General features: G+C 63.8%; 17 protein-coding genes. 5 read left to right on the forward strand and 12 right to left on the reverse strand.

Annotation, left to right across the window (positions count from 1 at the left end; translation table 11 throughout):
- Nucleotides 1-49: 49 nt before the first annotated feature.
- From AC1D05_RS28660 to AC1D05_RS28670, 3 genes are read left to right on the forward strand one after another with little or no spacing between them, the layout of a single operon-like run.
- Nucleotides 50-976, forward strand: coding sequence for a carbohydrate ABC transporter permease (locus AC1D05_RS28660; protein ID WP_477445235.1), 927 nt, complete (start codon nucleotides 50-52; stop codon nucleotides 974-976).
- The gene (locus AC1D05_RS28665; RefSeq protein ID WP_477445237.1) at nucleotides 976-1,833 is read left to right on the forward strand and encodes a carbohydrate ABC transporter permease; all 858 of its coding nucleotides are present in this window, start codon (nucleotides 976-978) and stop codon (nucleotides 1,831-1,833) included. Before AC1D05_RS28660 ends, AC1D05_RS28665 begins: the two co-directional genes overlap by 1 nt.
- A 20-nt stretch (nucleotides 1,834-1,853) precedes the next feature.
- Nucleotides 1,854-3,842, forward strand: a complete 1,989-nt coding sequence (locus AC1D05_RS28670) for a glycoside hydrolase family 127 protein (protein WP_477445239.1) — start codon at nucleotides 1,854-1,856, stop codon at nucleotides 3,840-3,842.
- Nucleotides 3,843-3,911: 69 nt separating this feature from the next.
- Here the strand turns inward: AC1D05_RS28670 and AC1D05_RS28675 are convergent, their stop codons facing one another.
- From AC1D05_RS28675 to AC1D05_RS28705, 7 genes are all read right to left on the reverse strand, one after another.
- Nucleotides 3,912-5,006, reverse strand: coding sequence for an acyltransferase family protein (locus AC1D05_RS28675; RefSeq protein WP_477445241.1), 1,095 nt, complete (start codon nucleotides 5,004-5,006; stop codon nucleotides 3,912-3,914).
- Between the two features lie 113 nt (nucleotides 5,007-5,119).
- Nucleotides 5,120-5,512, reverse strand: a complete 393-nt coding sequence (locus AC1D05_RS28680) for a DUF1801 domain-containing protein (protein ID WP_477445243.1) — start codon at nucleotides 5,510-5,512, stop codon at nucleotides 5,120-5,122.
- 35 nt (nucleotides 5,513-5,547) lie between these two features.
- Nucleotides 5,548-5,976 (reverse strand): DUF1801 domain-containing protein, encoded by a 429-nt coding sequence (locus AC1D05_RS28685; protein WP_477445245.1) that lies wholly within the window; start codon nucleotides 5,974-5,976, stop codon nucleotides 5,548-5,550.
- Complete coding sequence (locus tag AC1D05_RS28690) at nucleotides 5,948-6,193, reverse strand: hypothetical protein (RefSeq protein WP_477445247.1); 246 nt, start codon at nucleotides 6,191-6,193, stop codon at nucleotides 5,948-5,950. Before AC1D05_RS28690 ends, AC1D05_RS28685 begins: the two co-directional genes overlap by 29 nt.
- Nucleotides 6,194-6,231: 38 nt before the next feature.
- Nucleotides 6,232-6,624 carry a VOC family protein gene (locus AC1D05_RS28695; protein ID WP_477445249.1) on the reverse strand — a complete coding sequence of 131 codons (393 nt, stop codon included), beginning with the start codon at nucleotides 6,622-6,624 and terminating at the stop codon, nucleotides 6,232-6,234.
- 141 nt (nucleotides 6,625-6,765) lie between these two features.
- Complete coding sequence (locus AC1D05_RS28700) at nucleotides 6,766-7,197, reverse strand: SRPBCC family protein (protein ID WP_477445251.1); 432 nt, start codon at nucleotides 7,195-7,197, stop codon at nucleotides 6,766-6,768.
- Entirely contained in the window at nucleotides 7,194-7,517 is a 324-nt protein-coding gene (locus AC1D05_RS28705) for an ArsR/SmtB family transcription factor (protein ID WP_477445253.1), read from the reverse strand. Before AC1D05_RS28705 ends, AC1D05_RS28700 begins: the two co-directional genes overlap by 4 nt.
- A gap of 115 nt (nucleotides 7,518-7,632) precedes the next feature.
- Here AC1D05_RS28705 and AC1D05_RS28710 point away from each other — a divergent pair, with 115 nt between their 5' ends.
- Nucleotides 7,633-8,496, forward strand: a complete 864-nt coding sequence (locus tag AC1D05_RS28710; RefSeq protein WP_477445255.1) for an NAD(P)H-binding protein — start codon at nucleotides 7,633-7,635, stop codon at nucleotides 8,494-8,496.
- Here AC1D05_RS28710 and AC1D05_RS28715 read toward each other — a convergent pair.
- The 5 genes from AC1D05_RS28715 to AC1D05_RS28735 form a co-directional block, all read right to left on the reverse strand.
- Entirely contained in the window at nucleotides 8,493-9,221 is a 729-nt protein-coding gene (locus AC1D05_RS28715) for a gamma-glutamylcyclotransferase (protein ID WP_477445257.1), read from the reverse strand. The genes AC1D05_RS28710 and AC1D05_RS28715 overlap by 4 nt on opposite strands.
- A gap of 127 nt (nucleotides 9,222-9,348) precedes the next feature.
- Entirely contained in the window at nucleotides 9,349-9,870 is a 522-nt protein-coding gene (locus tag AC1D05_RS28720; RefSeq protein WP_477445259.1) for an Hsp20/alpha crystallin family protein, read from the reverse strand.
- A gap of 531 nt (nucleotides 9,871-10,401) precedes the next feature.
- The gene (locus tag AC1D05_RS28725; protein WP_477445261.1) at nucleotides 10,402-10,800 is read right to left on the reverse strand and encodes a hypothetical protein; all 399 of its coding nucleotides are present in this window, start codon (nucleotides 10,798-10,800) and stop codon (nucleotides 10,402-10,404) included.
- 67 nt (nucleotides 10,801-10,867) lie between these two features.
- Nucleotides 10,868-11,215, reverse strand: a complete 348-nt coding sequence (locus AC1D05_RS28730; RefSeq protein WP_477445263.1) for a hypothetical protein — start codon at nucleotides 11,213-11,215, stop codon at nucleotides 10,868-10,870.
- 384 nt (nucleotides 11,216-11,599) lie between these two features.
- Nucleotides 11,600-12,508, reverse strand: a complete 909-nt coding sequence (locus AC1D05_RS28735) for a LysR family transcriptional regulator (RefSeq protein ID WP_477445265.1) — start codon at nucleotides 12,506-12,508, stop codon at nucleotides 11,600-11,602.
- A gap of 97 nt (nucleotides 12,509-12,605) precedes the next feature.
- On the opposite strand from AC1D05_RS28735, the gene AC1D05_RS28740 reads away from it, so the two are divergent.
- A complete protein-coding gene (locus tag AC1D05_RS28740; protein WP_477445267.1) occupies nucleotides 12,606-13,829 on the forward strand; it encodes an MFS transporter in 1,224 nt (407 codons plus the stop codon).
- Nucleotide 13,830 lies beyond the last annotated feature (1 nt).

The raw sequence follows: 13,830 nt of genomic DNA on the forward strand, positions 1-13,830 counted from the left end.
CGGACCCTCCCCTCGAGGGGGAGGGGGACGTAGCGCCAAGGGAACAGCCATGACCTCCATCACAACCACCACCGCCCCGCCTCGCGCCAGAAAGCTGATCGGCGCAGGGCGGCGGCAGTGGATCGGCCTGCTCTATGTCGCGCCGGCGGTGGCACTGGTCATGCTGTTCTTCGTCATCCCGCTCGGCATGACGGCATGGATGTCGCTGCACAATTGGCCGCTGATGGGCGAGCATTCCTTCATCGGCCTCGACAATTACTGGGCGATCCTGCGCGACACCCGATTCTGGAACGCGCTCAGATTCACCGGCTACTACACGGTGATCGTCACCATCGCGATCTTCGCCATTGCCTTTCCCCTGGCGATCTTCATCGAAAAACCGCGACCGCTGACCAACCTCTACCGTACCGCCTTCTTCATGCCCGCGGTGGTCGGCTTTGCCTCGGCGAGCCTGCTGTGGTCATGGCTCCTGAATGTCGATTCCGGCCTGTTCAGCCCAGCCGCCTATGAGCTCGGCCTGATCGACAAGAAGTACAACCTGCTCGCCACCTTCCAGCCGGCCTTCTGGTCGATCGTCGCCATGGTGGTGTGGAAGGTCGCCGGCTTCACCATGATCATCCTGATGACCGGCCTGCAATCGATCCCGCAGGATTTGCAGGAGGCCGCCGTCATCGACGGCGCCGGGCCGTTCGCAAGGTTCAGGGCGATCACGCTGCCGCTGATGCGCCGCACGCTGGCGCTGGCGCTGATCCTGTCGGTCGCCGGCTCGATCCTCGCCTTCGACCAGTTCTACATCATCCTGCGTGGCGGCCCGCGCAACCAGACGCTGACGGCGGTCTACTGGATCTTCAACCAGTCCTTCGTCTCGTTCAAGCTCGGCTATGGCGCCGCACTTTCGATGGTGCTGCTGGTGATCCTGGTGGCGCTCAGCCTCGTCCAGCTCTGGCTGCTGCGCAAGCCCGAGGGGCTCGACTGATGGCGCAGGCGATATCAGCCCGAGGCAAGCTCGCCGCCCGCTTCGCCAGGCATTCCACCGGCATCATCGCCTCGGTGCTGTTCGTGGCGCCGATCGTGTGGACGGTGCTGTCGGCCTTCAAGCCGGCGGCCGAAGCGCGCCTGCCGCCGCTGCCGCCATGGCCGACCACGGGCTTCTCGCTCGAAAACTACGCCACGCTCAACTCCTTCGGCGACGGGCTGTGGGCCTCGGCGCAAAACAGCATCTACGTCTCTGTGATGACCGTCATTTTGTCGGTCATCGTCAGTGTGCTCGCCGGCTACGGCTTCTCGCGCTTCCGCTTTCCGTTCAAGGACCTGTTCTTCGTCCTCATCCTGTCGACGATCATGATCCCCTTCCAGTCGATCCTGACGCCGATCTTCCTGGTGCTGACCAAGCTTGGCCTGCACAACACGCTGACCGGCCTGGTCGGCGTCTATGTGACGCTGCAGCTGCCGTTCTCGATCTTCATGATGCGCAACGCCTTCGACGCGGTGCCGCGCGAGATCGAGGAGGCCGCGCGCATGGACGGCGCCAACAACGTCACCATGCTCTTGAAGGTGATGCTGCCGCTGGTCTGGCCGGGCGTCGTCACCATCGCGCTGTTTGCCTTTCTCGGCGCCTGGAACGAATTCCTCGCCGCCCTGGTGCTGATGACCGACCAGTCCAAATTCACCCTGCCGGTGATGATGACCGCACTGCAGTCGGGCCGCTTCGGCGCCATCGACTGGGGTGCCGTGCAGGCGGGCGTCACCGTGATGATGGTGCCCTGCCTCATCCTGTTTCTCGCGCTGCAGCGCTTCTACATCCGCGGCCTGATGGCCGGGGCCGTCAAGTAATCGACAAATGGAGTAAGTTCATGACCGCATCGCCATCCCCCCGCCCCGCCACAAAGGGAAAGCCGAAGCTCGCCTTCCGCCCGCTGCCGGTGCCGCAGGTCGACGTGCACGGTTTCTGGGGCGACCGCGCCGACGCGGTGGCGACCCGCACCGCCGACATCCTCTACGAGCGCTGTGTCGAGGCGCGCATGCTGGAGCAGATCGATCCGGACCGCCCCTCGCCCGGAATCGTCATTCCCTTCCACTCGCCCTCGCCCGATGAAGCCAACCGCCAGGGCGCGGAATTCACCGGCTCGACGGTGACGACGCAGATGTTCTGGGATTCCGATCTCGGCAAGACGATCGAGACCGCGGCCTATTCGCTCTACCGGCGCAAGAACCCGCAACTGGAAAAGAAGATCGACGCCGTCATCGACATGTACGGCAAATTGCAGCAGGAGGACGGCTATCTCTCCAGCTGGTACCAGCGGATCCAGCCCGGCAAGCGTTGGACCAATTTGCGCGACTGCCACGAGCTCTATTGCGCCGGCCACCTGATCGAAGGCGCGGTCGCCTACTACCAGGCGACGGGCAAGCGCAAGCTACTGGATATCATGTGCCGCTATGCCGACCACATCGCCTCGGTGCTGGGACCGGAGCCCGGCAAGAAAAAGGGCTATTGCGGCCATGAGGAGATCGAGCTGGCGCTGGTCAAGCTCTCGCGAGTGACCGGCGAGCAGAAATACATGGAGCTGGCGAAGTACTTCATCGACCAGCGCGGCCAGCAGCCGCATTACTTCGACGAGGAAGCCCGCGCCCGTGGCGCCGACCCGAAGGCCTATCATTTCAAGACCTACGAATACAATCAGTCGCACAGGCCGGTGCGCGAGCAGGACAAAGTCGTCGGCCATGCGGTGCGGGCCATGTATCTCTATTCGGGCATGGCCGACATCGCCACCGAATATGGCGACGATAGCCTTCGCGTGGCGCTTGACCGGCTGTGGGACGATCTCACCACGAAAAACCTCTACATCACCGGCGGGCTCGGGCCGTCGGCGCACAATGAGGGTTTTACCAGCGACTACGATCTGCCCAATGAGAGCGCCTATGCCGAGACCTGCGCGGCCGTCGGCCTGGTGTTCTGGGCGAGCCGCATGCTCGGCATGGGGCCGAACGCCCGCTATGCCGACATGATGGAGCGCGCGCTCTACAATGGCTCGATCTCGGGCCTGTCGCTCGACGGCTCGCTGTTCTTCTACGAAAACCCGCTGGAAAGCCGGGGCCGGCACAACAGATGGAAATGGCACCGCTGCCCCTGCTGCCCGCCCAATGTCGGGCGCATGGTCGCCTCGATCGGCAGCTACTTTTACAGCCTGGCCGACGACGCGCTCGCCGTGCATCTCTATGGCGACTCGACCGCCCGCTTCGACATTGGCGACACTTCCGTCAGCCTTTCCCAAGCGAGCCACTATCCCTGGGATGGCGCCGTCGAGATCACCGTTGAACCGCAAGCGCCGGTGGAATTCACGCTGCATCTGCGCATCCCGGCATGGAGCAGCAGCGCGACGCTTCAGATCAATGGCGAGGCGGTCGACCTCGATGACATGACCAGCGACGGCTACGCCGCCATCCGGCGCGTCTGGCAAAAGGGCGATCGCGTCCGGCTCGATCTCGAAATGCCGATCGAGCGGCTCTACGCCAACCCCGAGGTCCGGCAGGATGCCGGCCGCGTCGCGCTGTCGCGCGGGCCGCTGATCTACTGCGTCGAGGCGACGGACAATGACAGCCGGCTGCATCGCCTGACCCTGCCGCGCACGGCAGGCATAGAGGCGCATGAGGCACCTGAACTGCTGGGCGGCGTGGTGACGCTTTCAGCCACGGCGCGGGCCGATGCCGGCGATGGCTGGCAGGACGGGCTCTACCGCTCCGAACCGCCGGCCAGCGTCGAGGCGCGGCTGACCGCCATCCCCTACTTCGCCTGGGACAACCGCGAGCCCGGCGAGATGCTGGTGTGGCTGCGGGACGGCTGAGGTCCTTGTTATGACGCAATTCCGGACGGAAAACCGCTTCACACTTTTCCTGGAATTGCTCAGGCTCGACTATGTCCGGCTTGATTGGGCGGCGGCAGCGGGCAGCGTCGTTTTCGGTGCCGCTTGCGGCGCGCTGTTGTCGATATGCGCCCAGGCCGGCCGTTCGAACAGGAACATGCCGAAGCCCACGCGTTGGATGATGAGGTAGAGCACCACCGGGCTGATGATCGAGACGAGCAGTACAGCCAGGCTGAGCATGCCGGTGTCGGTCAGCAGGCCGCTTGCCAGTGCGGCGCCACGGAAAAGCGACATCGGGATGGTGAAGGCGACATAGACGACCAGCGAATGTTCGCCGAGCCAGCGCAGCCATTCCATGACGGGGAATGTGCAGAGGAAGCCGCCAAGCACGCAAAGCGCCACGGCTCCTGCGACGGCCAAGGTGAGATGCAGCGGCGGCCATGCCGCCAGGCCCATCTGCATGCCGACCGACTGCATGGCATAGCCCGGCGAATAGACGAGCAGGCCGTTGATAACCGCCCACAAAGCCAGGCCGGCGACGGCCAGCATAGGGCGGGCTTGCGTCCATTCGACGAGCCGGAAAATCAGCGGCGCCAGCACGAAGCCGAGATAGAAGAACACGAAATAGGCCGCGAATTGTTCAAGCGCGTAGCTGTCGGGATGCGGCGCCCACATCTGCAGCGCGGCAGCAGGCGCAATGACGATCCAGGCGGGTACGCGATACTGCCGCAAAAGCTTGGCGATAAGGCCGAACACCGCCAGCATATAGATGAACCACAGCACGCCATAGGGCTGGACGACAGCCATTGCGAGATCGTGCAGCATGCCGCCCGGGTCCCGGCTGAAGATGCCGATCTTCAGCCCGATCGAGATGATCGCCCACAGCACGTAGAAATAGAGATAGTGGACGACGCGCCGGTCGATATAACGCCGCCACGGCCGGTCGATCACCTGCGACAGGAATAGCCCTGAGATCAGGAAGAATTCCGGCATGCGGAACGGTGTCGCGAAGCCGATGACATAGTGGAGAAAGCCGACGCCGCCCGTGTACTCGCCGGTGTTGTAGGCCGAGTACATCATGACCACGAGGATGATCGAGAGACCTTTGGCCGTGTCCACCCACGGCATGCGCATCGGGCTGTTCATGGCGAATCCATCCGGGGCCGGCCACCCGGCCGGCCATCATCCGGCGATATCTAGCACCATCAAGCTTCCCAGATCGTAAACACGGCTGGTCTTCGTGATGAGGCTGGCGGCGCCTAGCGCTTGGCCTTCGATGTGTTCAAGGCGATGGCGGCGCGCACCAGCGCCTTCAGTGCCGCCTCGTCGATATCAGCATCTTCCTGAAAATCGATCGCACGCCGCGTGTTGCCTTCGAGGCTGGAGTTGAACAGGCGTGCGGGGTCAGGCAGCGCCGCGCCTTTGGCGAAGGTCAGCTTGACGACGCTCTTGTAGGTCTCGCCGGTGCAGATCATTCCGTCATGCTCCCACACCGGCACGCCGCGCCATTTCCAGGTCTCGACCACATTCGGATCGGCTTGATGAATGAGCGCGCGCAGCCGGGCCAGCATCTCGCCGCGCCAGTCGCCGAGTTCCTTGATCCTGCCGTCGATCAGCTCGGAGGGAGATTTGCTCTCTGGCGATCCGGTCATGCTGTTTCCTCCTCAAAATATGAACAATAGAGCGCTCACATGCGCTCGCCAGGCAATTGGCTGGCCTGCGTCACCCAGGCGCTGAATTGCGCCTCGTCGAACGGGTCGTCCTCATGGATGTTGAGATAGCGCGTGTCCTGGCTCCTGGATTCGCCCGGCGGCACCGGCTTCAGCGACGTGCCGCGAAAGAAGGCCACCTTGATGTATTTGGTGAAGCAATGGATGCCGAGGAACCAGCCCTCGCCCTCGACGCCATAGAGCGGCGAGTTCCATTTGACCGCCTTGTGCACACCAGGCACGGCGCGCTCTATGAGCGCGTCGAGCCGCCCGCCCATCTCGCGCTTCCAGCCCGGCATCGCCGCGATATAGGCCTGCACGGGCGCGTCGCCATAGCCCTTGGCGATCTGCGGGTTGCCGCCGGAAAGCAACTTCGGCTCAGCCTTGGCGCCGGTCGACTTGGCCATACCCTTCCCCTCCTATCCCGCGTCCTTTCCCGACATAGGGCAGCACGAACATATAGAGGCCGCTGAACAGCAAAAGGAAGAGCGGCGGCAGCGGCGAATAGACCACCCAGGCCGGCGGCTGCCCGAAGGCCATGGTGGCGAAATTGGCGACGACGGTTGCCGTGAAGATGATCGACAGCCAGCGATGCGTTTGCCTGATCCCTTTGCTCCAGTCCAAGATTACCTCCCTTTGAAATTCGCGTGAAACCGCGCGTACTACCAGCGCGCCAGCTGGGTGATCTGGATGAGATTGCCGCAGCCGTCATTCAGCTTGGCGATGGTCGAGCCGGTCACCTCGGTCGGCGCCATGCTGAACGTTCCGCCGTTCGCCGTGATGCGCTGATGGTCGCCCTTGATGTCATCGGTGAAGAACATCACCGCCGGCTGGCCCTGCTCGAACATAGCCTGCTGGTAGGCCTTGGCGGCCGGATTGTCGTTGAGCGCCAGCTGCAGCTCGGTGCCCTCGGGCTCGTCCGGCGAGGCCACCGTCAGCCAGCGGAACGGGCCGTTGCTGAAATCGGCCTTCTTGGCCAGGCCGAGCACACCGGTGTAAAAGGCAAGCGCCTTGTCCTGGTCGTCGACATGGATGCTCGTCAGTTTGATCTTCATCGTCTTTCTCCATAGGTTTTGCGGGCGGCGGACCGCTCGGGTGAATTCAGCTTTGGTTTTTCAAATCGGCCGGCGGAGCAGCGCAATTCCAGGAAAAGTGTGAAACGGTTTTCCGTCCGGAATTGCGTCAAAACAACGAGTCTAATCCGTCCGGTCGAGAAGCTGCTCCAGCTTCTCGAAGAATTGCGGCCAACCCATCTTGGCGCCGCCATAAGCCCGCCGCTGATCGGGCCGGAAGCCCGATTGCTCCATGCGCAAATGCGTTCCGGTCGATGTCGGGGTCAGCGTGAAAGTCACCACGCTCCTGAGGTCAAAGGTCGGATCCGGGTGCGCGAGGTTCCAGGTGTAGGACAGCGTCTTGTTCGGCTCGACAGCCAGCACCTCGCAGTCGAGCACGCCGCCCCAATCGGCGCTGATGTTGAAGCGGTGGCCGACATCAGGCTTGAAATCGTTCTTCATCAGCCACTCCTCGATCAGATGCGGTTGCGTCAGCGCGCGCCAGAGTTTTTTGGGCGGATGGGAAATCTGCCGCTCGACGACGACAGTGCGGTTTTCGGTGGCACTATCGTTCACTGGTCCATCCTTTTGAGCAAATCCTCGAGATCATCGAACCGAGCCTCCCAAAACCCGGCCATCTCACGTGTCCAGTCCATCAGCGGCGCCAGCGCGCCAAGCTGCGCGCTGTAATGCGTCTGGCGCCCCTCATGGCGGTCGCGCACCAGCCCGGCCTGCTTGAGCAGGCCGAGATGCTTCGACACCGCCGGTTGCGAGACGCCGGACTGGCTCGTCAGCGCGCCTACCGTCTGTTCCCCCTGACGGCACAGCCGTTCGAAGATCGCCCGCCTTGTCGGGTCGGCGAGCGTCCTGAAGAGCAGGTCATGAGCGTCAGGCATTGCAATCGATAACCCGCTGGCTATTGGTTGACGTATAACCACAGGGATATATGTTCGTCAAGCGGGGATTTGGTGGGCGGAAGATTTTGAACGGACGGAAGATTGGGCGACAGCAATGATCCTCGTCACCGGAGCCACCGGCCATGTCGGCAACGCGGTCGTCTCGAGGCTGGCATCGATAGGCCATGAGGTGGCAGCACTTGTCCGCAACACCGAGGCCGCGCAAAGGCGCCTGCCCCGCGCAGTAGCACTGCGCGTCGGCGACTACGAGGATGCCCTTGCCCTGAAGACAGCCTTCACCGGCATCGACCAACTGGTGCTGATTTCAAGCGACGGCCATGCGGATGCGGTCATGCGCCACCACGCCAACGCCATCGCGGCAGCAAGCGCGGCCGGTGTCCGCCACATCACCTTCACCAGCATCGTCGACATCGGCGAGGCGTCGCCCTTCTACTACGCGCCTGTTTACCGCGACGCAGAGCGCCGCCTGGCCGCCTGCGGCGTGCCCTCGACCATCTTACGCTGCGGCCTCTACAGCGATTTCATCCGCGACGCCTGGCTCGTGCCCGCCTCCGGGGAACTCGCGCTGCCTGCCGGACAAGGCCTGGTCGCACCGGTCTCGCGCGACGACGTTGCGGAGGCCATAACAGCGGTGACGGCCAGACCGGGCGCCGCGCGCGCCCTTTACACGATCACCGGAGACCAGACGCTGGACTTTGACGAGATCGCCGCCTGTTATTCCGACGCGACGGTACGGCCCTTGCGCTATCGTCCCTGCTCCCTCGACGACTATCTGGTCTCGGCGTCGGCACGCCTCCGCGCGCCCTGGCCACAGGCCTTCGCCACCCTGTGCGCCTCGATCGCCGAGGGTCGCTACGCCACGACCTCCAGCGATTTCACCACGCTTACGGGTAAGCCGCAGGAGAGCTTTCGGGATTTCCTGGTTCGCACGGCCCCCGCAAGTCCCGCGGGCGGCTAGAGAGCCGCATGGACGCGCCCGATCTCCTGCGCCACCAGTTCCTGCAACTGCCACAGATTGCGGTCGCGGATGCCGCAGGCGTCGAGATGGCGGATCGTCTCGAACAGATATTCCGCGCCCGAGCCCCAATGGCCAACGGCTCTGGCCAAGGTCGCCGCGACTGCAGACTTGTCGAGCTTGCCGGCATAGCGCGGATTGGCGGGATCGACGACGAAGCCGAGCGCCCGGCCCTCCCCGCTTTCGGTCGTGACCTGCAGCCAGCGCGGCACATTGACGGCGGGCAGGATGGTCATCTCGCGGCGCAGAAGCGCTTCGAGATTTTCGGCAACCGGCTCAGCGATCTCGAACACCATGCCCTGGCATTGGCCGCCACGGTCGAGCGCCATCATCAGGCCGGGCTGATCAAGCGTGCCGCGAAAGCGCTGGACCGTGAAGCAGAACGACCGGTGCCAGCCTCGCGCCACCGCCCGTTCGCCACCCCGCACCTCGCCGGCCGGCTTCCACAGCAGCGAGCCATAAGCGAACAGCTTCAGCGGCCGGGCCGGCGCGCTGGCCAGGATCTCGTCGCGAAACCCCGCATAGTCGGCGTCGGTCATATAGACCATGCCCGGCGTCGGCCCGGCATCCTCGACCACCCGCATCGTTCGCGCCACCAGCGCCTCGGTCAGCGCCATCGGTGTTTTGCGCGGCGTAGACTTACGCGGTGCGGAAATCGGCTTGTTCATGTTCGCGCCTCGGCCATCGCCGCCATGTTGCCGAAGGCTGGGGGATTCTCAAGAGGGCCATGCGACCGGCGCGAAATCCGCCTGTCAATGCCGGGCGAGCGCGGTACGCCCGCCCGGTCGGTCTGTTCTAGTGCTTGGTGCTCTTGCCGCCGATAGGGATGCGCTTAGCCTTGCTCTGCGCCTTCTCGGACTTCGGCAAGCTCACGGACAAGACGCCGTTGCGGAAATCGGCCGCGACCTTGTCCTCCGCAACTTCGAAGCCGATCGGGATGCGACGTTCGAAGCGGCCATAGAACCGCTCGGAGAACTGGCGCTCCTTGTCTTCGGTTTCGGAGTGTTTTTCGCCGCGCAACGTCAGGACGCCGTCATCGAGCAACACCTCGATGTCCTTCTCCTCCATGCCGGGTATCTCGGCTGTCACGCGGATATCCTTGTCCGTTTCGGAGATTTCCACGCTGGGCCAACCGGTGCCGGCCAAAGAGAACCGGCCCATGGACGGAAGCCGCGACTCGAAGCCGCGGAACATGTCGTCGACCAGGCGGCTCATCTCGCGATGCAGGCCCATGAACGGGTCCCTGTCGCCTTCGCGAAAGAGGGTCGGAGACTGGCTGGTGTCGCGGCTCCACGGCATGAGATCACGAATGGTCATTGCACTTTCTCCTTTCTTGATCCTGTTTCTGGTACGTTTGTATGCACTGCCTGCCATGCTCCGGAGGACAATGCGCCGTCTGACGCTGGCATCGCTGCCAGCCCCATCTGTGCTTGCTGTTTTCGCTCTGCTTCTGGTCCGATCCGCTCAACCTTTGGGAACGCCCTCGCCCGGTCGCGGGTCTCCCGCAACGTCATCGCCTCCGGCACTGATGCCCGAGTTCGACGGTCACAAGACCATCGCCCAGCGTGGCGCCCATGAAGCTGGCGCCCGCGCCTGCACCGGCCCATCAGGCGCCGGCATGATCGATTTGGGGTTCGTTGCGGAGGGGTCAAGACCTGGTAATGCAATGTGATCATGGAATGTAAAGCCTGCCTAACGCCTGATGTACCCGGCAATATCCTCATAGGCCTGGTCAGCATTCGAAAACATGGGCTTGAACGACTGGCTGCACGACGTGCGCGAGCAAAGCCGTTGCGTTCGGCGATCGTTGCAACCGCCTGATTGGATTCAGGAATGCCGCGACGCTGGCTAAGGGCTTTGGGCCTGGGTTGAATCATTCTGCCGTATCGATTCCACCGTCCATCCGAGCTGATCCATGAAGCGCATAAACGTCGGCACGACAGCATCGGGCGCCGTCTCCCTGTGCCATTGTCTTTGTGCGATTGCCGTGTCGACATACCGGAATTCGACCCGTCCGGAATGCAGCGGGCTCACCCTCAGATAAGGTCCGGAATAAGGTTCGACATCGACCTGCTGGATGCACAGGTCGAACACGGACATCCAGCCGAAGAGAACTGAATTCAAAGGGCCGTTTGCTATGAACGAGGCAAGCGTCTCCACGCCGCCGAACGCCGAAGTGAATGGATCGGCGGGGTTTAAGCGCCTGTCTCGAATGGAGGCAACAATGTCTGGCCAGGAGTTCTGCATCGGCTGACGGTGTTGGGCGCGAAGTGGCTGTCAACATTATGAGCAAAAGCGCGTGGCACTGCGATCGTTATTCCTTCTCCATGAAGGACGACGCCGCTTCGTTGACCCAGAGGCGTCCTTGGGTGCCTAGCACTTGTTGCTGTCCGATGCCTCGACCGGCTGGCCCCAATCCACTTTGCGACTGGTAGAAGGCGTATTGGATATGGCTCGAATCCCAAGGCGCGCCAGCGGGATGCCCGCCATGGAAATATCGCCAGATCGTCCCCCAGGCAGGTTGCCATATGTCGATGGCTTCCCGGAACACATCCAGGAGAACAGCAACTGCAAGCCCTTTTTTGTTCGGAAAGCTGAGATTGAGCAAGGCATTGTTCTGGCTATCTTCGGACAGATATTGCGAATAGGCACCACAATGCACCGAGGTCGATGCTTCCAGATTCCCATGGCGCTGGTTCCAAAGTGACAGCTGTATCCAAGTTCCGGAATAGGCTGGCGCGGCGGCATGTCAGTCTTGTTCTGGCCTTTTAACAGAAAGCGGCGCAAAATCTCCGGCGACGATGTATCGACAGGCTCGGATAGCGTCGCCTGCTTGAGCGATCGGCCCATGGGCGCCCAACGGGAGAGCCCTTCGTTGGCTTCCCCCAGCACGTGAAAGTAGGCTGTGGCTTGCGATACCAACTCGGTGAGAGGTCGTTGCCTGGGACCCCAATAAACGCAAATGCTGACCGACACGACACCCTCCCCCGAAGTGTTCACCCTATTGAGGTGCCTTTCTCTCGACAACGGAGAACTGACCACTGACTTACGACACCAGCGGCATCGGCACCTTCAGCCCGTCGATCAGCGTGTCGCGAAACAACGCGATCGGCCGGGCAAGCCGTCCGGCCGGCGGGCGGTGCAGCAGCCAGGCGCGGACCTGCGGTTTGAAGTCGGGGCAATCGATCACCTCCACCCTGTCGCGCCAGCGGCTGTCGGCGAAGGCGCCCGGCGTGACGATGCCGATGCCGTGGCCGCGCGCCACCAGCGACATTCTGAGGTCGACGCTGAGCGCTTCCACGCCGACCTGGAACGGCAGCCTGGCGGCCTCGAAACTCTGGCGGATGAAGGCGCGGAAACCGCAGCCGTTTTCATTCATCACCCAGGCGAAGCGCGACAGTGAGGCAAGGTCGGCTTTCTTCGGCACGCCGAGGCCGGGCGACGCCACCAGCAGCACCGATTGCGCGCCGAGATCGTCGCAGACCAGTTCATCCGGCGGCGCCAGGCCCTCGGCGAGGCACACCGCCACCGCGTCGAGTTCGCTGCGCGCCACCTGCTCCACCAGCCTTGGCGACCAGCCCGAGGTGACGCGCAAAGTCAGTTCCGGAAAAGTGGCGCGCAGACTGTCGAGCGGCAGCGCAAGTGCCGCGTCGGAGAGATAGGGCATGATGCCCAGGCGGAACTCGCCCTTGACCTCGGCTTGCGGCGACACGCCGGCCTTCAGATCCTCCAGCGAGCGCAGCACGCGCCTTCCATGCTCATAGGCCTCGCGCCCGGAAGCCGTCGGCTTCAGCGGCTTCGACTGACGGTCGAGAAGCGCGGTCGCCAGCCCGTCCTCGAGGTTCTGGATGCGGCGCGTGACGCCGGGCTGGGTGAGGTTGAGCCTCGCCGAGGCACCGACGATCGAACCGGTTTCCACCACGGCGATGAAGGCTTCGAGGTCATGGATGTTCATGCGCATCTCGCATAATCATTATCGAATTGATTGAATTGTAGCATGATAAGGCTTCGGCATAAAGTCCCGACACGATATGCGACTTATTGAGGACCCTATGCCCGACACCAATGACGGCCAGCTGTGCGAGCGGCTGCCCGCTGGCACCATCACCGGCCCGCAGACGCTGCTTTTTGCCGCCTCTACCGGCATCATCGTCACCAATCTGTTCGCGCCGCAGACCCTGGTCGGCCTGATCGGCCCATCGCTTGGCGCCAGCGCGGCCGGCGTCGGCCTCGTCGCCATGGCGACGCTGCTCGGCTATGCCGCCGGCCTGTTCTTCCTGGTACCGATGGCAGACCTTGCCGAGAACCGGACCCTGATCCTGCGCATGCTCCTGACGGCCGCCCTTGCGGCTGGCGTCGCCGCCTTGGCGCCCACCATCGCCTCGCTGCTGATCGTCCTGTTCATCTTGGGTGCCGCCTGCTCGGCGATCCAGATCCTGGTGCCGATCGCCGCCTCGATGGCGCCGCCCGGCGAGGCCGGCCGCGTCATCGGCGATGTCATGAGCGGGCTGATGATAGGCATCCTGCTGGCGCGGCCGCTGGCCAGCCTCATCGCCGATGCCTGGGGCTGGCGTGCCTTCTACGGCCTCAGCGCCGCCGCACTCGTCCTGCTCGCCTGCGTGCTCGCTTTCACCTTGCCGCCGCGGCGCCCGCAGGCGAAAGCGTCCTATGGCGCGCTGATCGCCTCACTGTTCGGTCTGCTGCGCGACGAGCCGGTGCTGCGGCGCCGGGCGCTGACGGCAGCGCTGGTGATGGCGGCGTTCAGCCTGTTCTGGACGGCGGTGGCCTTGCGCCTCGCGGAACCGCCTTTCGGCCTTGGCCAGCGCGGCATTGCGCTCTTCGCACTCGTCGGCGCCGGCGGTGCCGTGGTCACGCCGCTGTTCGGCCGCGCCGGCGACCATGGCTGGACGCGCTCCGCCACCATTTTCTGCCATCTCGTGCTGGTCGGCGCGATGGCGCTCGCCGCCTGGGCCGGTTCCTTCCTGTCCGGAGCGACTTGGCAACCGCTGGTGCTGATGGGCGCCAGCGCCGTGCTGCTCGACATCGGCGTCACCGGCGACCAGACGCTCGGCCGCCGTGCCGTCAACTTGCTTAGGCCCGAGGCGCGCGGCCGCCTCAACGGCCTGTTCGTCGGTATCTTCTTCATCGGCGGCGCCATCGGCTCATTGCTGGCCGGTGTTGCCTGGACCTGGGGCGGCTGGCCTTGTGTCTGCGCCATCGGCGGCGGCTTTGGCCTCGGCGCCCTTCTGGTAGACTGGATCGGCGGGCCTGAGTGAC

The sequence above is a fragment of the Mesorhizobium sp. P2_E9 genome, assembly GCF_056403815.1.

Coding starts and splice junctions, on each gene's coding strand:
- AC1D05_RS28695 (WP_477445249.1), bottom strand. CDS start 6,624: ATGAAGATCAAACTGACGAGCATCCATGTCGACGACCAGGACAAGGCG.
- AC1D05_RS28740 (WP_477445267.1), top strand. CDS start 12,606: ATGCCCGACACCAATGACGGCCAGCTGTGCGAGCGGCTGCCCGCTGGC.
- AC1D05_RS28710 (WP_477445255.1), top strand. CDS start 7,633: ATGATCCTCGTCACCGGAGCCACCGGCCATGTCGGCAACGCGGTCGTC.
- AC1D05_RS28670 (WP_477445239.1), top strand. CDS start 1,854: ATGACCGCATCGCCATCCCCCCGCCCCGCCACAAAGGGAAAGCCGAAG.
- AC1D05_RS28680 (WP_477445243.1), bottom strand. CDS start 5,512: ATGACCGGATCGCCAGAGAGCAAATCTCCCTCCGAGCTGATCGACGGC.
- AC1D05_RS28720 (WP_477445259.1), bottom strand. CDS start 9,870: ATGACCATTCGTGATCTCATGCCGTGGAGCCGCGACACCAGCCAGTCT.
- AC1D05_RS28715 (WP_477445257.1), bottom strand. CDS start 9,221: ATGAACAAGCCGATTTCCGCACCGCGTAAGTCTACGCCGCGCAAAACA.
- AC1D05_RS28660 (WP_477445235.1), top strand. CDS start 50: ATGACCTCCATCACAACCACCACCGCCCCGCCTCGCGCCAGAAAGCTG.
- AC1D05_RS28735 (WP_477445265.1), bottom strand. CDS start 12,508: ATGAACATCCATGACCTCGAAGCCTTCATCGCCGTGGTGGAAACCGGT.
- AC1D05_RS28705 (WP_477445253.1), bottom strand. CDS start 7,517: ATGCCTGACGCTCATGACCTGCTCTTCAGGACGCTCGCCGACCCGACA.
- AC1D05_RS28725 (WP_477445261.1), bottom strand. CDS start 10,800: ATGCAGAACTCCTGGCCAGACATTGTTGCCTCCATTCGAGACAGGCGC.
- AC1D05_RS28675 (WP_477445241.1), bottom strand. CDS start 5,006: ATGAACAGCCCGATGCGCATGCCGTGGGTGGACACGGCCAAAGGTCTC.
- AC1D05_RS28665 (WP_477445237.1), top strand. CDS start 976: ATGGCGCAGGCGATATCAGCCCGAGGCAAGCTCGCCGCCCGCTTCGCC.
- AC1D05_RS28685 (WP_477445245.1), bottom strand. CDS start 5,976: ATGGCCAAGTCGACCGGCGCCAAGGCTGAGCCGAAGTTGCTTTCCGGC.